General features: G+C 44.7%; 18 protein-coding genes. 3 read left to right on the top strand and 15 right to left on the bottom strand.

From position 1 onward, the window contains the following. Positions 1-288: 288 nt before the first annotated feature. Complete coding sequence (locus OC597_RS18125; RefSeq protein ID WP_099063450.1) at positions 289-1,050, bottom strand: SDR family NAD(P)-dependent oxidoreductase; 762 nt, start codon at positions 1,048-1,050, stop codon at positions 289-291. A 158-nt stretch (positions 1,051-1,208) separates the two neighbouring features. After that, complete coding sequence (locus OC597_RS18120) at positions 1,209-1,994, bottom strand: hypothetical protein (RefSeq protein ID WP_261463662.1); 786 nt, start codon at positions 1,992-1,994, stop codon at positions 1,209-1,211. Between the two features lie 113 nt (positions 1,995-2,107). On the opposite strand from OC597_RS18120, the gene OC597_RS18115 reads away from it, so the two are divergent. Continuing rightward, positions 2,108-3,028 (top strand): LysR family transcriptional regulator, encoded by a 921-nt coding sequence (locus OC597_RS18115; protein ID WP_262209882.1) that lies wholly within the window; start codon positions 2,108-2,110, stop codon positions 3,026-3,028. A 48-nt stretch (positions 3,029-3,076) separates the two neighbouring features. Here OC597_RS18115 and OC597_RS18110 read toward each other — a convergent pair whose 3' ends face one another. Together OC597_RS18110 and OC597_RS18105 are read right to left on the bottom strand one after the other, a co-directional pair. Continuing rightward, a complete protein-coding gene (locus tag OC597_RS18110; RefSeq protein WP_262209881.1) occupies positions 3,077-4,999 on the bottom strand; it encodes an FAD-dependent oxidoreductase in 1,923 nt (640 codons plus the stop codon). Positions 5,000-5,238: 239 nt separating this feature from the next. After that, positions 5,239-5,685 (bottom strand): nuclear transport factor 2 family protein, encoded by a 447-nt coding sequence (locus tag OC597_RS18105; protein ID WP_261285848.1) that lies wholly within the window; start codon positions 5,683-5,685, stop codon positions 5,239-5,241. 373 nt (positions 5,686-6,058) lie between these two features. Between OC597_RS18105 and OC597_RS18100 the strand changes: the two genes are divergently transcribed. Then, positions 6,059-6,922 carry a helix-turn-helix domain-containing protein gene (locus OC597_RS18100; RefSeq protein ID WP_262209879.1) on the top strand — a complete coding sequence of 288 codons (864 nt, stop codon included), beginning with the start codon at positions 6,059-6,061 and terminating at the stop codon, positions 6,920-6,922. A gap of 84 nt (positions 6,923-7,006) precedes the next feature. Here OC597_RS18100 and OC597_RS18095 read toward each other — a convergent pair whose 3' ends face one another. From OC597_RS18095 to fimA, 8 genes are all read right to left on the bottom strand, one after another. Beyond that, positions 7,007-7,801: a DsbA family protein gene (locus OC597_RS18095; protein ID WP_410071724.1), complete on the bottom strand. Its 795-nt coding sequence runs from the start codon at positions 7,799-7,801 to the stop codon at positions 7,007-7,009. A gap of 572 nt (positions 7,802-8,373) precedes the next feature. Continuing rightward, positions 8,374-9,306: a fimbrial protein gene (locus OC597_RS18090; RefSeq protein WP_262209875.1), complete on the bottom strand. Its 933-nt coding sequence runs from the start codon at positions 9,304-9,306 to the stop codon at positions 8,374-8,376. 16 nt (positions 9,307-9,322) lie between these two features. Further along, positions 9,323-9,829 (bottom strand): type 1 fimbrial minor subunit FimG, encoded by a 507-nt coding sequence (gene fimG, locus OC597_RS18085; protein ID WP_262209874.1) that lies wholly within the window; start codon positions 9,827-9,829, stop codon positions 9,323-9,325. 15 nt (positions 9,830-9,844) lie between these two features. Beyond that, a complete protein-coding gene (gene fimF / locus OC597_RS18080) occupies positions 9,845-10,372 on the bottom strand; it encodes a type 1 fimbrial adaptor subunit FimF (protein ID WP_262209872.1) in 528 nt (175 codons plus the stop codon). Between the two features lie 22 nt (positions 10,373-10,394). Further along, positions 10,395-13,034 (bottom strand): fimbrial biogenesis usher protein, encoded by a 2,640-nt coding sequence (locus OC597_RS18075; protein WP_316044869.1) that lies wholly within the window; start codon positions 13,032-13,034, stop codon positions 10,395-10,397. 82 nt (positions 13,035-13,116) lie between these two features. Further along, complete coding sequence (locus OC597_RS18070) at positions 13,117-13,803, bottom strand: fimbria/pilus periplasmic chaperone (RefSeq protein WP_262209969.1); 687 nt, start codon at positions 13,801-13,803, stop codon at positions 13,117-13,119. 80 nt (positions 13,804-13,883) lie between these two features. Beyond that, positions 13,884-14,423, bottom strand: a complete 540-nt coding sequence (locus OC597_RS18065; protein WP_262209870.1) for a fimbrial protein — start codon at positions 14,421-14,423, stop codon at positions 13,884-13,886. Between the two features lie 75 nt (positions 14,424-14,498). Continuing rightward, the gene (gene fimA, locus OC597_RS18060) at positions 14,499-15,044 is read right to left on the bottom strand and encodes a type 1 fimbrial major subunit FimA (RefSeq protein ID WP_262209868.1); all 546 of its coding nucleotides are present in this window, start codon (positions 15,042-15,044) and stop codon (positions 14,499-14,501) included. A gap of 865 nt (positions 15,045-15,909) precedes the next feature. On the opposite strand from fimA, the gene OC597_RS18055 reads away from it, so the two are divergent. After that, a complete protein-coding gene (locus OC597_RS18055) occupies positions 15,910-16,854 on the top strand; it encodes a LysR family transcriptional regulator (RefSeq protein ID WP_262209867.1) in 945 nt (314 codons plus the stop codon). 79 nt (positions 16,855-16,933) lie between these two features. On the opposite strand, the gene OC597_RS18050 is transcribed toward OC597_RS18055, so the two are convergent. Genes OC597_RS18050 through OC597_RS18040 form a run of 3 tightly spaced genes read right to left on the bottom strand, consistent with a single transcriptional unit; the run spans position 16,934 to position 18,782 of the window. Then, positions 16,934-17,464 carry a helix-turn-helix domain-containing protein gene (locus OC597_RS18050; RefSeq protein ID WP_262209865.1) on the bottom strand — a complete coding sequence of 177 codons (531 nt, stop codon included), beginning with the start codon at positions 17,462-17,464 and terminating at the stop codon, positions 16,934-16,936. Positions 17,465-17,500: 36 nt separating this feature from the next. Continuing rightward, a complete protein-coding gene (locus tag OC597_RS18045) occupies positions 17,501-17,968 on the bottom strand; it encodes a hypothetical protein (protein ID WP_262209863.1) in 468 nt (155 codons plus the stop codon). Then, the gene (locus OC597_RS18040) at positions 17,952-18,782 is read right to left on the bottom strand and encodes a winged helix-turn-helix domain-containing protein (RefSeq protein ID WP_262209861.1); all 831 of its coding nucleotides are present in this window, start codon (positions 18,780-18,782) and stop codon (positions 17,952-17,954) included. The genes OC597_RS18045 and OC597_RS18040 overlap by 17 nt, the downstream gene beginning before the upstream one ends. Positions 18,783-19,245 lie beyond the last annotated feature (463 nt).

Here is a 19,245-nt window from a genome sequence, read left to right as displayed (position 1 = left end):
TCACGAAAACATGATAACAAATTATAGAAAAGGTTTTATTAATCGCTAACAATTAATTAGATGGATCGCTTATTGTTCATTTATGAATAAATCAAATGGCAATTATTAACACAAGTAATAACTCAATCTGTTTTTTATTTAAGAGACTGCAGCAATAAAGCTCCCATTATATAAAGTCACCCTGACAGGAGAGAACAGCCAGCCATGGTATTCCCGCCGGGGTGCTGATCTGGCCATGCCTAATAGGCCATGGCCGCACCGTTTTCAAACAACTGAAAATTTTCGAACTTAAATGACATGGTTACCCGCGGTGATACCGCCGTCAACAAGCAGGGTTTGCCCGGTCACAAACCGGCTACCTTCGCCAGCCAGCATATCGGCCCAGGCGACAATGTCGGATATTTTACCCAGTTTGCGTAATGGGTGCAGGTTCGCCAACGCGCGGAAGGCCTCTTTATCCATCAGTTCATCGTACAGCGGGGTTTCGATCACGCCCGGTGCAATGGTGTTAACCCGGATATTGTCTTTGGCAAACTCGATCGCCAGATGGCGGGTCAGCGTGTGCATGCCCCCTTTGGCCACCTGTGAGGCGGAGCTCGGCGTCGCTTCAAGCGGGTGCTCTACCCACATTGAACCGATATTAATGATAGAACCGCCGCCTTGCTTGATCATGGTAGGGATCACCGCCTGTGACGCAAAGTAAGGTCCTTTTACACCACTGGCGTAATAACGATCCAAATTCTCTTCGGTTTCGTCCAGGAAAGGCTTGGGAACAAAGATACCGGCATTATTGATCAGCACATCTATCGTACCGAATTTTTCCATCGCCACCCGGGCCATATTATCACTGGTGGTTTTCAGACTAATATCTCCGGGCGCCAATGCAATGCGATCTTTATCGGCAGGGTGTTCAGCCAGAAACTTTTCTAGTTTCGACGCGGTCCGACCGTTAATCACAACATTGGCGCCCTTAGCCAGAAAGTGCTCTGCCATCGCTTTCCCCAGTCCTGAGGATGCACCAGTGATCAATACTGTTTTTTTAGCAAACATACTATTTCCTTACTTATCAAATATCATCAGGACTACTCTGCCGGGGATAACAACCTGACCGCTGAAGCAGTAATACTGAAAAATTACAGGCCGCTGACCAACCAGCGGCCCTGATTAACGCTGGGCCTTGCGAGAAGCTCGCAAAGCAGCAGTCTCGGTTACACGCGCTGTGGTGCAACCTGGGGTTGGGCAAAAGGAGGTGACATAGGGTAAGCCGAAGGCTCGCCATGTAAGTGCCGTGACAGCGGTAACCACATCGTCAGGATCGGCGTAGTGCGATCAAACACTTTCTGTACATTAAGCTCTAATGGCAGCAGTGGCTCCGCAGAGGGAAGCAACGCCAGACGATCTATTGAGCGTGTCGCAACGTCACTCGGCTGGTCGCCATCAACCTTGCTGGCAACGCTCAGAATGGCGATTTGTTTCTCATCCGGCTGGTACATTAACCACACCGCCGCCAGCCCCTGCTTTTCGGCCTGCTTGCGTAGGGTCGGCCAGATACGGCTCAGCAGTTGCTCTGGGTTATCGCCATTGAATGTCCAACGCTCGAAGCGGTTCACATGGTGAGTGGTCGCTAATGGGGTGAAATCGTGGGCACCGATCACCTTCCAGATATGGCGGTCTACCGGGCCAAAAATATCGCGGTCCCAGAATTTAACCCCAGGTTCAAACTCCAGTTCTTTACTGGTAAAACGAGCGTAATCGCTAACATTCTCCCAGGTATCAAACAAATATCGGCCGCCATTAATTTGCGCGCCGGTAGCAGCATGGAAGCCCAGTGGCGAGTATTTACGGTTCATGCCAGGACGAATATCCATGCTGCGGCGTTCTATTTCCATTTGATCAACCAGCACCTGATTTGGAATATCGCCAACTAATTCAAAATCGGAAGTCATTGCTGCTTTGGCAAAGATTTCGCCAGTTTCATAACCCAAAATAGTCATCAGTTATCTCCTTGATAATATCCAGTGCTACTTAAGAGAAACCTACTGTACTTCCCCCCTGCGGAATGATAAATAAGGTAAAGAACACAGGGCTTATTACATGGAGTAACAGATTGCAGCGAAAATTTGACGATCTTCAATTGGGCACGCTCGAGCTATTTTGCCTGGTCGCTGAGGTGGGCAGTTTTTCAGCGGCGGCCGTGTCGTCAGGCATCACGCCGGCGGCGGTCAGTCGTTCTATTGCCCGGCTGGAAGATCGCCTGGGTGTCCGGCTGTTTGTCCGTTCCACTCGTCATATTCACCTGACCGATGCAGGCAAAAGCTTTGCAGAGCAATGCCGGGAGGCGATAGCATTAATCGACAATGCAGAGCGGCAGATCCAAGGCCAGCAACTGGAACCCGCTGGGTTACTACGCATCAGTATCCCCACGCCTTACGCTCATTTTCGGCTGTTACCGGTCCTGGCGGCCTTTAGCCAACGCTACCCTAAAATTCAGTTGGCGCTGAACCTTAACAACTACAACGTTGACCTGACGGATGGCGGATACGATCTGGCAATCCGCGGTTATCACCCCGCTGACTCAAACCTGATTGCCCGTAAGCTGGAAGATGCCGAGTTGGTGGTGGTTGCCGCCCCCGGTTATCTGGCGCGGGCCGGTGAACCTAAACAACCGGAAGATCTGGCCCAACATAACTGCATTCAGTTTGAACTGCCCAGCACCGGTAAAAGCGCCCCCTGGACGCTTAAACACAACAACAAATTGATCGATGTCGCCACACGCGGTAACGCGAGCTGTAATGGGGATTTTTTGGGCGGACTGACGCTGGCGAAACATGGTATGGGAGTATTTCAGACATACCGTTTTACCGTAGAAGAGTTGCTGGCGAGCGGCGAACTGGTGGAGATCCTGACGGAATATGGTGGAGCCACGCGGCCCTTTATTATGGTCTACCCGCACCAGCGGCATAAGTCGCTGGCGCTGCGCAGCCTGATGGATTTTTTAGTGGCGACGCTGCAACCGGCTTCAGCCTAGTCAGCCTCCGCCGGTTTGCTTAATGCCCGTCAACAACGGGAGCCGCCTTTATGCTCCATAGCCGGCAAGATAACCTTCGTGCATGGCCGCCAGGCCATTGCGCACCTGCTTAGCATCGCCAATGACCTGGGTTAAAATCCCCGCCTCATGCAGCGGGGCTTCCAGTTTGTTGACCGAACGGGAACCTGCTGCCACCACTACGGTATCAACATCATCCAGCCTGATCTGTTTCCCGTTTTTCTCAATGGCAACATAGTCATCGCCAATACCGACCACTTTTGCCGATTTGATCACATCCATACGGTAATGACGAATAGCTTCTTTGAGGCCAATTTTAGTTTCTCGTTCCAGGCCCGGGAGGATCTCATTGCGCATTTCCACAATGGTAATAGAACTGCCGCAAAAGGCCATGTACTCGGCAGTTTCTACCCCCACAGAGCCACCGCCGATCACCACGACATTCTCACCAAACGGCGCGTCCTGGGTTAATATCTTATTTGCCTGCACAACACTCTGACTCTCAATCCCGCTCACCGGCGGCAAGAAGGGTTGGCTACCGGTAGCAATAATCACCTTATCCGGAGATAACGCCACAATCTCTTCCACCTCAGGGGCTGAATTCAGCTTTATGGTTATATTCAGGCGTTTCATTTCACTGATTTGCCATTTAACCAGCGACACCAATTCGCCTTTAGATAAAGGTAAACTGGCGATTAACCAGGTTCCCCCCAATCGGCCTGATTTCTCATACAGGGTAACGTCGTGCCCTTTTCGCGCGGCCGTAATAGCAGCTTCACAACCGGCAATGCCGCCGCCAATAATCATAACTTTCTTCTTATCGACGGCTTTAGTCAGATCCAGCTGATATTCACGATTGATTTCTGGATTGACCATGCAACGACAGATTTCCCCACGGACATTGTTACCAATGCAGCCCTGATTACAGCCAATGCAGTGACGGATTTCATCCCAGCGCCCTGCCAACACCTTATTGGGCAGGTCGGGATCCGCAAGGGAGGCACGCGCCATGCCGACAAAATCGCTCTTCCCTGACAACAGAGTGGTTTCAGCCAGGTCGGCATCATTAATCCGTCCGGTGGTGATCACCGGAATACTGACTATTTTTTTAATTTCCTCGGCAATATCGACGAAAGGCGCGTTCCCCACCTGGAAAGGTTCAACAATATTGTTTGAGACGGTGACAATGCCCTGAGAGCAATTGATGGCATCAATACCGAGCTCTTCCATCCTTTTGACGATCACCCGGGTTTCTGCGATTGATAGCCCACCGGGGACAAACTCCTTGGTGGATAACCTGACCAATACCGGAAAATCCTCCCCAACCTTAGCTCTGACGTCCTTAACAATCTCTTCCAGAAACCGCATGCGATCTCTCAAACTACCGCCATACTCATCAGTTCGATGATTGGTGTATTTAGACAAAAAGTTTGAAATAAGGAAGCCATGCGCAGCATAAATTTCTACTGCGTCAAAATTGGCCTTTTTAAGGTTCCTGGCCGTATCACCAAATTGAGAAACGATTTTTTTGATTTCCGGGATGGTCATCTCTCTCGGTTTAAACTCACCGTAGACGTCTTTTAGCGCTGAGGAGCTGACGGCATTTTCTCTTGGATGGCCATGATAGATTTCTCTGCCGGCATGGGATATTTGCGCCGCAATCTTTGCACCGGCTTGATGTACACGTCGTGTCAATTCCGTATGGTTTTTTATCAGATCGTCGTTCCAAATCCCCAGTGCCCGGGGGAAATAACCGACGTGTGGCGCGATGGCATAATACTCCGTGATGATCATCGCCCATCCCCCTTGGGCTTTACGCGCTAAATAGGCCATCAGTTGCTCAGTGGCATAACCTTCATCGGTGGCCGTCAGGGTTGAAATAGAGGTTACAATCATCCGGTTTGCTAACCTGAGATTGCCAATCTTGCCAGGTGTAAATAATTTGATAAACATAATATGTCTTCTTAATTTAATTATTCCTGGCACCATTTAACCCTAAATGGTTAGTTTTATTTTTGATTATGCGTGCCTGTTTTCCAATATGTTACTTTTGGTTTGTTTTGTTAACGGTGGGAAGATATGTTGGGGTTTAAAAGAAAATAGCCATGCTATGCTTTATGATTATTGCTATTTATCATGAATATTGCGCGCCATTTAAAACATAACGCGCGAAATGTAATTACGTTAGATTATCAGGCTGATTTTACGGTTATCGCGCCAAACACCATCATCGCGTAAAATCCGTCCCAGTACTCTTCGAAATACGTTATTTTTCCATGATGGACTTCTACAAATGCATGAATATCCTGATGGTAGGGTTTGTTTTCCGGTACGGTAAATGCATCCCCGGTGTATTCGAAAAGAAACTTTTTAGATCCACTCAGTGAGTAACAACCCCAATCACTTAAAGGGTTAATTTTGTAATCACGTAATGCGGACTGCAAGCCCTTGGCATATTTTAAAATCGCTGCCCTACCTTCAACTCTTTTAGGGAACCCGTAGGCTTCACCTGGCGCGTAAGGAAACTCAATAACAGCATCCTCAGCAAACAAGTCGATGATCTTTTCCGGATTATTGACAAAGTTATCCAACATCTTTTTCATCAGTTCAGCGGCATGTTTTAACTCGTTATGGTGCATGATTCGTTTCCTCATTGTTGCGAATTAAGTTCATCTAAATCCTCTCGAGCCAGGGATGTCCCTTCACCGCAAGAAAACTCCGACAAGTACGACCACCTACACAGCAGATAAATTATAGTTTAAAAAAATGCTGTAAATACAGCGCCGATCAAATGTGAAATTACATCATGTAATCTATATAACCCGAGACAGATTACCCCAATAGCAAGAAATTAAAATTAACACTATTCTTATTGCGTAATATCATCTCAGCAGAGACTATTTGTTAATACGGTAAATAAAATAGGCATAATCGCCGCATTAGGCTATTGAATGAGCAGACAATCATAATAAATAGCAGGGTATTTACTTTCATTGATTGAAAAGGCGAAGGATGAAATCTGACGGATTAGTTTATACCGATGAAAAAGAACTAGAGCGTTCTTCACGTTGTTGGGAGTATGGCCGGGTCGATCGCGTGCGGGTCAGCGGTCCCCATGAAGCACGTTTGGTTCGTCCAGCCCATACCTTGATCGTCTATGACGGTTATCACTCGGTCGATGGCAGCACCACCATCAACGGGGACGTCTGGTTCGACCAAAAGCGTACGTCGGCAACACGGGTTATAGGCCAGGTCGCCGATATCATTCCATCAGGGTGCGATTTTGACGCCATGAGCTATGCCGAAGGCACCTTAAGCTACACCGCGATCTCGATTTCGCCACAGCTGATTGAGTTAATGCCTGGTGGAAAAGCAGGCCTGATCATTGAACCTGGGGCCAATCTGCGTAACCCGGTGCTTAAACAGTTATGCCTTGGCCTGCAGCAAAGTGACAGCGAGCTGCACGCCGCGTCGTTGATGATCGCCATGTTGGCTGAAACCGCACGTTACCAGCACGCGACCATTCCTGAACAGCAACACCGTGAAATACTTTCCCGGCCGGTACGCGAGCGTCTGGCCAGTTATATAGAAGATAACCTGGGTGAGAATATTACCTTGCAGGCCCTGGCGAAAATTGCCGACCTGAGCATTTTTCATTTTTCTCGTGCCTTTCGGCAACACTTTGGCCTGCCGCCGTACCAATATGTTTTATCACGACGCCTGGAACGGGCCCGCCAGCAAGTCACCCAAACAACTCTCACCCTGACCGCCATTGCCCTGCAGTGCGGTTTTAGTTCGCCCGGGCAATTCAGTACCCAATTTCGCCGTTACTTTGGCCAGACGCCTTCCGCTATGCGGCTAAATTCAGGGAGATAGTCTCTATTAAGACCCCGGTGAAATATCAGCATAGCGGCAAGAAACCAGCATTGTCACTGTCTTACCGCAAACACCGCATGCCCATCAGTGAGCCGAGCTCTTGCCGGCTTTCTCAATCGCCACCTGCAAAACTTCGGCTCCAGCCATACCTGGAATGACAATCACGTTCTGCATATCAGCTCCCGTGGATGGCATAACCACCAGAGCAGGTGTCCCGGTGAAACCCAGTAGTTGCGCCAGGCCATTTGTCTCTTCCAGCGTCCCCTGCACATCTGCGGCTTTCGTCCAGTCAAACGCAGCGGCTTTCGCAGCCTCACTGATATCGCCCACAGTCAGTTTGCCCTCATTATGTCCGGTGGAAAACAGTGCGTTATGATAGACAAGGTAAGCATCTGCTCCCTTCTGCTGCCAAATCTGCAGACCCACTCTGGCCGCCTGCGAGGAAGCTTCCCAGCGCTGTCCGAATATTGGCCACTCCTTAAACACAAACCGTACATCCGGGTTCGCCTTAATCGCCCTCTCCACCTCAGGGGCCAGACGCGCGCAGTAGATGCACTGATAGTCAAAGAACTCCACAATAGTGACTTTCGCCGTTTTCGAACCGACGGACGGTGACCCACCATCCATCAGCAACGCCGTCTGGTTGTGGATAACAGCGGCTGTCATGTCCTGTACCCTTTTTTCTTGCTGTAAAGCTTGCAGCTTTTGGCTAACTTCAAGCAGAACTTCCGGATGTGCCAACAGGTAGCCTTTTGAGACTTCACCAATGCGGGCCTCCTGCTCGGGGGTAAAAGCTGGTGCAGCCAGCTTTTCTGCGGCCATGCTAATCCCTGACAGGCTCAAGAGTGCTATAAGCGTCATTTTTCCCAAATAATGCATTTCCGTTTATCCATCCAAATATGATTTATTAAAACTATCTGTGCCGTAGGTCTTCCCGCACAACCGTCTGCGATAATTATTCATTATCGGCCCGAAATCCTTTCCCGTATTGTTGAGACTTTAAAACAAGTAATGAAAACAGGCAGGTATATAACCATTCCACAGAACAGCCAGACATTGTCGGTATTCAGCAAAAATGCCGTATGTACGATAAGAACAAAGAATATAACTAAAAGGATGGAATAGTGAATGCGATTATTTTTTCTGGAGTAATACGCATAACGATACAGCATATTTATAAAAACCTTTAGGATTAAAAATTTTTAATATATTTATTCAGTGGTTCTAATTAGAGGGTTTTTCGATGTATTTAAAAATTCCCGATAAAATAGAACAAGCACAATAATAATATTTTTATCGCTAAGTCTGAAAACAAGTGAGCCAAACGTCTCGCGTGTCGATCGCCATTGCCCTGCGGTGCGGTTTTAGTTCACCCGGGCAATGGCATCGTTATTTTGGTCTGGCACTGATTCAGTCTTGGCAGGTAGTCTCACATAACGCCTTACACGAGATTATGGGTACAAGAATGTTACCCCAACTACGGCCGTGACATTTCCTGCAGTTACTTGCCCGGTGCTTCTTGCATACGTCGCAGTTAAACCCAGATCGACTGGAGAAGTGCCAACAGTTCCCAAGGCCACATTATTGTTAGTTGCAATAACACCACCACTATTTGAGAGCTGGACACCAATGCCCTGAGCCGGAGAAGATGCCGAATTAGTAAAAATGGTGGATGCCGAGTCTGTCGTAGGCCCAGTTAAGTAATAGGCAAGCGCCTGATTTTGAGCACAATGCACCGTTAGTGGCACCTGTGCCGTTCCAGGATAATCCGGCAGATTCACCACAACATTACGAGCGGAGACATCACAACCACCGGTCGGTATCACCACATCATTATTGGCATAAACATTCCATACATAATCAGCAGCTTCATTTATTGGACCAAGTGGATTCCTCACCTGGTTACTTTGAATCATATTGAAGGATGCAATTAGAGATCCTGCTTTTATCACAACCCCGCTAGCGCCCCCTAACGGGGTTAGATAAAGTTTTGCTGGCAATGGTACATAGTTACCGGTATTGAGAGCGAAATTATTTGTCGGACCGGTTGTTGGGAATGGGTACGTTGAACCATTATAGTAAATAGTCCCTTGAAAATTTACCAGTGCACCAGCAAAAGCTGAACCCGATGCCAATTTAGCATAATCTACCGTAGCACCAGAATCTTGGTTATAACATTTTATCTGAGAACTCAAATCAACAACCAGGTTCTGGCCAACCCCAATTGTTGGAGTCATATTCACATAAACATTTGCACTCCCCCCCTGCACACCAATAAAATTCCCACCAGCCCAACAGGAAAAATCGTTAGCTCCAGATGAGTAAAAAGCAAACAGCATAGTAACAGTGAAATATTTTAAAAATAGAGATATTAATCTTAACATTAGAATACACCTACGATCATGAATACGTATATGTCACGTTAATCAGAGATTGAATATTCCCTTGGGTAGCATTACCACTGGGTGTAATGGCTCGCACCTGCAACACAAAATTAGCTGCCTGCGATGTATTATCTACCGAAACAGTTTTTGTGCTACCGTTAGGTAAACTTGCCCCGCCATTATCTTCCAGCTGCAGAGCAATATTGCCCGCAGACCCTTGATTGGCGTAATAATTACCCGTCGCGTCCGCCGTCCCGGAAAACGTTGCGGTAACCATTGACGTCCCTACCGGGCAATTAGTGAGGTTTAAGGTAACAGGCAGCCATGCTGAAACGGAGCCCGCCGTCGCCAGGTTTGTTGTATATAAGTTACCGAGATCAACCGTTGCTGTTGGAGTTGACACTGTGCAAGGATGAGCGACAACTCTGCCATTAATCGTGATAGTGACATCCGTTGCATTTGCCTGAAATGCCAATGTTATCAGTAATACTCCAGCAACCAACCCGGCGCCAATGGTGTTCATATCTCATATCTCCGGTTACTGAAATTCCAAGGTGAAATCTGCTGTAGCATTAACGGCCCCAGCGGTCACAGGGGACAACGTCGCCATCAAACGTGCATAAAAATACAATGTGTTAGACTGGTTCCCAGTGAGCGGCGACCAATCCAGTGCGCTTTGCGCCGAGTTTAGATCAATAGCGTTTTTGTTATTGTCCATGATCTGGATCCCTACTCCCGCAGCAGCCCCACCCCCACCATTAATTTTCAGTAATGAGGTATTATTATTATCCGCCGGCCCAGTGAAACCCACTTTAACGCCGGTTGCTGAACTACCGCATTGGTCAAACACAATACTGAACGGTACCAAGGGTGTGACCGCCCCTGGTTGGTAAAGCAGTTTTGACGAGTTACTCATCAAATCCACCGTAAAATTGCTGGAACCGGATGACACAAAACAAGTATTACCATTAACGGTTCCGATAATAGTGATCGCACTGTCTGCTGCCAGCGCAACTCGATGGGTAACAAGTGACAGCAGACACAGGATATATAGATGTTTTCTCATTGATGCTTTCTCCTGGCCCGTATCACCGGCATACTGCCGATACATAACTAAGTGATTGTTGTTGGCTGTTCGACGGTATCTGATAAGTCACACTACACTGATCGGCCACACCATCACCCCACTTGGCTTTCACTTCACCTTTTGGCGGTAATCCCGTCAGATACACCTGCCCACCTTCAGCAACAATACTTGCTGATTTACCGTTATCGAAGGAAACCACGGCCCCGAACGGTAAAGGTTTCCCGTTATGTGTCAGAGTCATTAATACCTTAAGGCCAACGTGCGTCTTAAAGTCCGCAAGTACCACAGCACCATGGGTAGGCACAACACTGACAACCGCATCATCCAGATCAACGTTGTTTGCCAGAGTATTGGTATTCAAGGCAACACGATTTTCACGATAGTCCATGGCAAACGGCAGCACGGCATAACCCCGCCCATCGGTCCGCACTCCGGTCTGATTTTCCACCGACACGTGATCTGCGCCCGGCGCTCTGATAAGTACCGTCGTATCATTCAGCGGTTGGCTCAAGGTGACACCATACTGATGAGCCAGCACTCCACCACTCACTCCGTAATACAGTTGGTCGTAACCATTGCTTTGGCTGTATCCCACGTTGACATTGCCCGAGCCACCCCGATAATTAAGCGCAGCATTCCCTGTCCCACCGGAGGTTCCCATGCCACCGCCGGCATAACCCGTCTGTACGCTGTAACTCAGGTTGTTATCCGCCAACAATGTTCCATATACACCAGCCTGGTTTGTCATACGCCCATTCAAATCATCAGACATGGTGTAATTGACGTTGCCATTTCGGAAAGCAGACTGACTGTCAGAACGCAGCCAATGGCTAAACGGAATACTGATGCTGAAAGCCAGCATATTATCTTGGCCAGGTTGCCAGGCATTTTTCGTCAGGCTATAGCTCAATGTGTAGCTGATATCTTGTACAACACCGCTATACCCGGCCTGAAGCTGTTCATCTACACCATTGGTTCCCCAATAAGACTGCTGGCTGCCTGTCAGATATAACGTCGAGCCACGGCCGATTTGCTGAGTTACTGACATTTGCAGCCGACCACGTTTGTTGTACGCCAGGTTGTAGTAGTCAGTGAATTTTGGCTTAACCTGAATAACGCCATCATCAGTGACAACGCTGTAGCCACTCATCTGGCGCCAGGAGGTGTCAGCCAGAGTAAAATATCCACTGGTTGAGTAACGATACCCCACCAGTTGGAGATTGGTTCCCCAATCATTCAATGACTTGTTATAGAGAAAACGTAAAGACTGCCCCTGATGATCGCTGTCATCAGGCAAGGTGGCCTGGGCTTGAGTGATGTCCATTGACATCGCGCCAAAATTGCCTAAATTTTTCCCCACACCGAGGTTTAAGGCTCGATAATGGTCGGAAAACTGCCCTCCTCCTGATACCGTCCAATCCCCAGGAAGACCCCACTGCAGGGTTCCCTGGCCAAAACTTGGTTCTTCCTTTTGACTGTTGCCACTTCTAAGCTGCCCTGCCGTTGCCGTATATCTTACTTGCCCTTCGCGTAACAGACCGGGCACCGATGAATAAGGCACAGAGAATACCTGAGATGATCCATCAGCTTCCAGAATAGTGACCTGTAGGTCACCACTATTGCCCGCTGCAAAAATATCGTTAATAGTAAAAGGCCCAGGAGGCACCGTGGTTTGGTAAACCTCATACCCATTCTGTTTAATGGAAACCTTAGCCGTACCACGGGCAATGCCATGAATCACCGGCGCAAACCCACGCTGGCTATCTGGCAGCATGCTATCAACCGACGCTATTTGGGCACCGCGGAAATTCGTTCCGTCAAAGATATCCCCTGATGTGAACCCATCCCCCACAGTCAATCTACCGCGTACAGACGCAATGTCCCGTTCCAAATAAGTATTGATGTGCTGCCACTGATTCTGACTTACCGTTGCCCCGCTGCCGCTGCTGTAATTCCATGAACTATTATCTCGCAATCGCCATGCGCCGAAATTTAATCCACTTTGCAGATTAAGGTAGGCATAATTGCTTACGCCCCCGGTATTGGTATGAACATTATTCCCGGAAAGACTGTAGTTAAGCAGCCCCGCTGTAATACCATTTTCCCACTGTTCCGGGGGGATATAACCACGGGCCGAATTACCCATAAAGGCCTGAGGGATGCTAATCGATAGCCGCTGCTGTCCAACATCAAAATGGCTGGAGGCATCTTTAATCAATGAGGTGAAAGGCACACAAGTCTCTGCCGCCAGCACAGCAATCCCTGGGATCCCACGAGTGCTCACCCCCATTGAAGATAATTGATCTCGTGTCAAGCAAGGTACTAATGTCTTATTATCAGCATCAGCCTTAAAAGAAACATCTCGGGTAGTCATAAAACCGTCATTCAAATAAATATCAACACGATAAGTTCCTGGTGGGGCCTCCAACCCTTTTTCAAATCCGGATAAATCAGCAACCTGACTTGGATCATCTGAAAGAAAACGAGGGTTAAAATAGTCATCTGCCTGAGCTGACAGACTACTGCATAGAACCGTTATCACGACAGCTAAAGGCGTCCATGCCGATTTCTTTATGGATACGTTTTTATTGTTATATTTTAAAGTTATTTGACTATCCATACGTTTTTTTAGATATAACATATTCCCCTCGACTCAATAGACGCAGCTCGGCAATCTCGCTTATTTTTAGTGTGTTTTATGAAATGAATGCCGTTTACATAATTTACTGCATTACACCTTTCATCACCGGAGTCAAAGCACCAAAGTCATTGATTGTTCTATAAGTGATGGTCCCTCCAGCATCTGCAGGTAATTTCACACTAGAAGTTCCCATTGGTGGCACCATGGTATTATCCAGGATCCGCGCACCCGCATTCAGCGCGGTTACCGTGACATAGTAGGGGCTAGCATTAGAAATCATCAGCTCATTACTACTACGTTTAAAGCGCAGCTGTTCTGGCGCCTTTTCTGGTGGCATACTCAGCCCAAGTGGGCGGTAAAATAATTTTATTCGGCTGGTAATAGCCAATTGCAAGGTATTTTCTTTTTGCCGTGATTTATCCATGGAAGGAATGGCTTTTACATTCATCCAAAATAAGCTCTCACGATCTTTCGGCAAGCTTTGGTTAGTCGCATCAATAATTCGCAGCGTATTCTCTTTTTTTCCACTCATTAAAAAAAGCGGAGGTGTGATAACAAAGCGGCCATCTTTCTTACCGTCTGAATTTTCTACCCAAGATTGAATAAGATAAGTACCTTTGGCATCATTATTGCTTACGCTCAAAGTTACCTGTTTTTGATTTGAAGGATAAACTACACGTGTAGCTCCCAATCCAACCCCTGCGGTTGCCGTGCCAATACTCCCAGCAACAGCCAAGGTCATCAACGTGACCATCATCTTTCTAAACATCATTATTAAATCCTGGTTATCTTGCAGTGATTCGCTTAATTGCTGGCTTCACGTTTTCCCTATGCCACTTGGGTAGGACCTTACTGATAAGTGAGTGCAAACCATGCCTGGGCATTAGCCAACCCGCCAGTCACGGAATGGCCGACTGCACGATATTTCGCGACAAAATGCAGACTCAATGGCCCATTTTGCAATGGTGTCCAATGCTGCGGAATGGTATTAAGAGGAATAAAGCTTCCGCTCGCGTCAAACAAAGCCACGGCGATACCGCTGGCGATACCGGGTCCTTCACCAATAGAAAGCACATCCGGATTTTTTCCATCAGCCACCCCTTGGAACATGACACCCACATTGCGACTAACATTGGGGCTGCAGTTAACCAAGTGAATATCAAAAGGAACGGGATCAGCCTCATCACCAACCCAATGAAATCGGTTGCTGCTAACTTGTCCCATAATTACTGTAAGGTGTTGATCTGCTAATTCCACGGTACAGGCATCTGCGATTAATTCGCCCTGAAAACGGACTCCCCCGCCGGGAAGCTCAACCTTCCAATGATTTCCTGCGATAGCCATCTGTCCCAGTAGCATTAGCACTATTCCCGGCCCTACTCGCCACATAGTTCCCCCTGCATCCGGCTACGAAAAAACAGGCCATCCTGGCCCGAAAAATCATCCTTGATGATCCATTTATTATTATTGGTATTGAACCTGGAAATTGGCATCGGCATCAGCAGTACCCGCAGTAGCGGTACCTGTAGCGATGTAACGAGCCTGGAATGGAAGAACGTTGGTGCCATCAATCAGAGTGGTAGCAACACTGAAGGATGCGCCGTCCAGCGCCAGTGGGGTGCTGGTAGCATCCAGGATCTGAATACCTACGTTAGTTGCATTGCCGGCAGCTGAACTTTGCAGAGCCAATGCAGTATTGTAAGTGCTGCTAACCGAAGTGCCGGAGAAGGCTACAGCGGCAGAGTTAGCGACGGTGGTATCACAGTCATCCAACTGAATTTTAAAGCCTACTGCTGAACTGGTGGCACCAGCAGTAGCTAAGGTGCTGGATTTAACCTGGCCCAGAGTTACTGTCTGATCAACAGAGCCTGCATCCACCGCACAAGCAGCATTTACAACCTCACCTTTAAAGTGAACTGTGCCACCGTTGACAGTTGTAGTCGCTGCGTGTGCTACACCAGCCAGAGAAACGATTGTCATTACTGCGACGGCCAATGATTTAATTTTCATTTACTTACCCTTGATTGTTAATTGTTGAGTTTGTTAATTGCTATTTGTTGTTTACTTTGTTGTTTACTATCCGACTACGACTACCTGTTATTTAGCTAACTGTTATTAAGCAGCGCTGTTACACCATTCCGTTGTATCGCTTGTTGCTATTAGCGAACTTTCGGAATTTGTGTAGACATACTACTCACCGTCCTTTCCCGCTGCTAGCGATTCCCCCTTACATAAACTCACCATAGAAAATTGCCGTTATTACGTGAGAGGATAAGATCTAATTAATTGATATTTATAACAAAAAAAATCACAATCTGTCACCACGACCAAGCAGTAATGAAATTGAATTTTTACAAATAATTAATCAACGACCGCGGATAAAGAAAAGTCAATCACCAGGAAACCATTCAAAACAGATTATGACCGCAATGCCATGCAGCTCCGGCAAAGAACTGCTGAGTTCTCTTGCTGGATATGAGCGATGACAATTAACCTCTGACACCCGCTCAGAGTTACGCTTGCTTTGGAAAAGCAAACGCCAATGAAAACTCACATTAAGTAACGCGACCAAACTCAGCTAAAAAACTAATGAATGGAGACAGATTAGGGGGCCGGCACTGCGCCGTTCGCAGTTATCTTGCAGGTAGGGTCAATAAAATTTTTCAGAATAAATTCAAAACATAACAAAACCAACAAACTGCAGTACTCTAAATCAGCTTTTCCTGCTATAACTAAATAGGGTCAGGAAACCCAAAAGCAGCACACTTGATATGATAACCCACTGTTTATTAAACATAGGATAGTAGAGCTATACTTAATTTTCGTAAATGCTCTCAAACAATCTCACAATGCATCATTCCTTAAGGTAGCTGCAATGAGCGCAACCCAGTCTAGAATGTACAGTTTGGTTAAAAAATTTGATTTGAATTTATTGATTATTTTTAAAATAGTTTATAAGTATGAAAGCGTTACCAAGGCGGCTAACTTTTTAAACGTGACCCTATCAGCAATAAGTCAGGCGTTGCAGAAATTGAGAGTTTTTTTTAACGACCCTCTATTTATTAGAGAAAATAACAAGCTTAGACCTACCTTACTAGGCGGTGAATTGTACAACGAAATGGAAGTCATGCTTTCACCACTTATGGAATATATCACCAGTGCCTCTATTTCAGAAACCAAGCCTATTTTTATTATTTTTTGCTCTCACTATTACTCCTGGAGTATCTTCCAACAACTTCTAAGTTACATCGATGAAAATAGTAAAAATTATAAAATTAAACATATTAGTCAGTATAATATGATTAGTACCGACAGCGATATATTATCTCAGCAATATGCTGACATCGTCCTGGATATTAATAAAACGAGCAATCCGTCCTATATCAGTGAAGCTGTATTTAACGACCATCTTATTTTCATTTGTAACAAAAACCACCCTCGTGTCAATTGTCCGCTAAACCAAGAAACGCTAGGAAATGAGAAGTACGTATTTATAGAAAACAATTCGCTTGAAGCAAGAAAAATAAAGGGGCACATTGAATTCCATTCTGGTGGATTAACATATGCATTCTCTACCTCATCTTTGATGACTCTTTTCTCAGTGATTGAACACACCCACCTTTTAGCATTGGTTCCCAGTCGAGTTTACGAAAGGTTCAAAAATGCTTATAATATTACAGCCCGCGATTTTGACGGAAATTTTTCTCTGCCAAACATTAGTCTTTATATGACATTTAAAAAAAGCTCATTAAAAAACAAAGCTTTTAAAGAAATAGCCATAATAATTGACAGCTTATTTAAAAATACTGACTGGATATGAGTTATATGATTTCGATCTCCGAGATTCATAATGTAAATTTAAAAAAAACGTAATTCACATCTAAAAATAAATTCCACTATCAGTTATAAATTTTTGACAAATCACCTATTTGGTTTATTTTTTTCAACCCAAGCTTCCTTAATGCATTGACTCTGTGAGAGCTCACTGTTTTTATTGATATATCTAGTTCGATAGAAATTCTATTACTAGACATCCCATTCAATATTAAGTGTAATATCTTTCTCTCTCTCTCAGACAGTGATATCTTTGGAAAACATAGAACATCAACTTCACTAACCATTCCATTCAGCATTATAGCCGATAACCGTTTATTCACTAATTGATAAATTGATGCAGACTGCATTCTTGTGCATCGGTTATTCTCAGTGACCACAAAAACTCTGTTTGTCAGTTGATTTATATTACACACAATGTCTAAAAATAACATGCTTGAATTAACAGATATTAAAACAACTGCATTATGCACATAGTTGAAATTAATTAATTTTGCACTATTTTCATCGTGAATGAAAACACTGTGGCTGCCTTCTAAAATATAATATACGCCCATTGAAAAGTATCTATCATCAGAAATCACAATAACCTTCATAATTACTCCACCTTAAATTATCCGTTACATAGATAGTTAACTCACCTTACAGTATGCATAAGGAACAAATTCCCTTAAGAAAAGGTATGATTTATTGTCAAGCTTTTGGAAACTAACATCTGAAATTGTTAACGACTCCAGATACACTTGCGGAATTATCCCAATCAATAACTGAGTGGGTGTCGTGTCTGTATTTCCTATCGATACATTCGTTGACTTCCAGACCGATATCCCCCCATGAATAGAAGAAGAAAATAAGATGGTTCGATTAATAATGTAATCTGGCGCAGTTTCATTTTTTATGAACCCATTAATATTCACCGTTCCATTATCAGATGAAACATTAAAATTAATAATTCCATAGAAAACGCTGCCTCTATTTTTTATGATAATATTTGATTGGCAACTAAACTGATCTTTGCTCTCCCATAAAACACATATAAAAATGACAGATGTTGCCAATGATAAAATCAACAGCATAATGTATTTATTTATCTTTTTCATGCGCACCCTCATACGCAGGATAATAGTATGAAGTACAACTATTATTAGTGAAGTAATTCATTCGCCTTTTACAAACGATAGCTGACGCGCGCTTTGTATTCTGATATAGAGTAAGGTAAACATAACGGTTACCTCTGCATATTTCTTTTTCTTGCTCAATAAAATTTTTACTTTGAGCGACCGTTGATTCTCCTTCATTTATATATACATGACACTCTGTATCACTTGATGTATATTCGGTATAGTTTGAAAAAAAATTGGTATTCAGATAGTAATATACGGATACAGCCGCAGTCATTACCAACGCTGCCAGTATCAATATAATTACATATATCCTATTATGTCTATCTGTATCTACAAACATCTCTTCAATTAATAGGTTGTTATCATTTTCGTAATCATCAATATATATACTATCAGAATACATACTTAATTTTTTGTTAATGTCACTTTCATGACTGCTTGCTACTTTAGATATGGTTATATCTGTTGCTATAGATAACCCTTTTTTAGGAACAGTAATAATTATCTTTTTATGGTAGTCAATTTGGAAAAAAGCTTTACGCAAGTTTAAAACACATTGGTAGAACGTGTTATAAGAGACAACTTTGTGGTTATCAGGCCAGGCAAATTCTAGAATATCATTCTGACTCACTATGCCATTATAATTATCTAACAATATAGACAGACAACGAGAACACGTTATATATAGTGAGATTTGCTTCTCACTTTCTATATTTATAAGCTTGTTCTCTTTTGGGTTAAAAAATATAACATCATCAATTTTAAATATATAACTGCTGTCGTTAGACATAAAAACCACCTGGAGGTATGATAATCAAATAATATACATCAACGATTACTTACACCGCCTTGACATATGCCTTATTTTTTTTGGCAACTGTCGCTTCTTAACGATTAAGTAGTGCTTATAAAATGAAAAAATGCTCACTAAAATACAAACAAGTAAAATATAAAACATATCCATAATACAATTATCTATTAACTAAAGGTTCGCCGAAATCAAAGGGCTACTCGCAGCCATTACATAATCATTCATACTAAATTGTAAAAATTCGCCTCTTTCTCTCTTATGTTGCTAGAGACATTTAGTATACCTAGGGTGATTTTTTGCTTGCTAACAAAGTTATTAATATTTTCTACATCAGCAACAGCAACAAAATGAGAATGTCATATATTTATGAGCATCCTTATAAATCTAAATAACCTACTGCTTTTGTTAAATTTAAATGACTGGCCAGGCTGTTGGCACTTCC

Origin of the sequence: Serratia proteamaculans, assembly GCF_946227095.1 — a bacterium.
Taxonomy (GTDB): domain Bacteria; phylum Pseudomonadota; class Gammaproteobacteria; order Enterobacterales; family Enterobacteriaceae; genus Serratia; species Serratia proteamaculans_E.
Note: the sequence above shows the minus strand (reverse complement) of the source record. Positions and strands in the feature narration are given on the sequence as shown.

Excerpts from the sequence above, each read along its gene's own strand:
- OC597_RS18090 (WP_262209875.1), bottom strand. The coding sequence starts at position 9,306 with ATGTTAAGATTAATATCTCTATTTTTAAAATATTTCACTGTTACTATG.
- OC597_RS18050 (WP_262209865.1), bottom strand. The coding sequence starts at position 17,464 with ATGAAGGTTATTGTGATTTCTGATGATAGATACTTTTCAATGGGCGTA.
- OC597_RS18045 (WP_262209863.1), bottom strand. The coding sequence starts at position 17,968 with ATGAAAAAGATAAATAAATACATTATGCTGTTGATTTTATCATTGGCA.
- fimG (WP_262209874.1), bottom strand. The coding sequence starts at position 9,829 with ATGAACACCATTGGCGCCGGGTTGGTTGCTGGAGTATTACTGATAACA.
- OC597_RS18125 (WP_099063450.1), bottom strand. The coding sequence starts at position 1,050 with ATGTTTGCTAAAAAAACAGTATTGATCACTGGTGCATCCTCAGGACTG.
- fimA (WP_262209868.1), bottom strand. The coding sequence starts at position 15,044 with ATGAAAATTAAATCATTGGCCGTCGCAGTAATGACAATCGTTTCTCTG.
- OC597_RS18075 (WP_316044869.1), bottom strand. The coding sequence starts at position 13,034 with ATGTTATATCTAAAAAAACGTATGGATAGTCAAATAACTTTAAAATAT.
- OC597_RS18040 (WP_262209861.1), bottom strand. The coding sequence starts at position 18,782 with ATGTCTAACGACAGCAGTTATATATTTAAAATTGATGATGTTATATTT.
- OC597_RS18100 (WP_262209879.1), top strand. The coding sequence starts at position 6,059 with ATGAAATCTGACGGATTAGTTTATACCGATGAAAAAGAACTAGAGCGT.
- OC597_RS18065 (WP_262209870.1), bottom strand. The coding sequence starts at position 14,423 with ATGTGGCGAGTAGGGCCGGGAATAGTGCTAATGCTACTGGGACAGATG.
- OC597_RS18105 (WP_261285848.1), bottom strand. The coding sequence starts at position 5,685 with ATGCACCATAACGAGTTAAAACATGCCGCTGAACTGATGAAAAAGATG.
- OC597_RS18095 (WP_410071724.1), bottom strand. The coding sequence starts at position 7,801 with ATGCATTATTTGGGAAAAATGACGCTTATAGCACTCTTGAGCCTGTCA.
- OC597_RS18120 (WP_261463662.1), bottom strand. The coding sequence starts at position 1,994 with ATGACTATTTTGGGTTATGAAACTGGCGAAATCTTTGCCAAAGCAGCA.
- OC597_RS18070 (WP_262209969.1), bottom strand. The coding sequence starts at position 13,803 with ATGTTTAGAAAGATGATGGTCACGTTGATGACCTTGGCTGTTGCTGGG.
- OC597_RS18110 (WP_262209881.1), bottom strand. The coding sequence starts at position 4,999 with ATGTTTATCAAATTATTTACACCTGGCAAGATTGGCAATCTCAGGTTA.
- OC597_RS18055 (WP_262209867.1), top strand. The coding sequence starts at position 15,910 with ATGAGCGCAACCCAGTCTAGAATGTACAGTTTGGTTAAAAAATTTGAT.
- fimF (WP_262209872.1), bottom strand. The coding sequence starts at position 10,372 with ATGAGAAAACATCTATATATCCTGTGTCTGCTGTCACTTGTTACCCAT.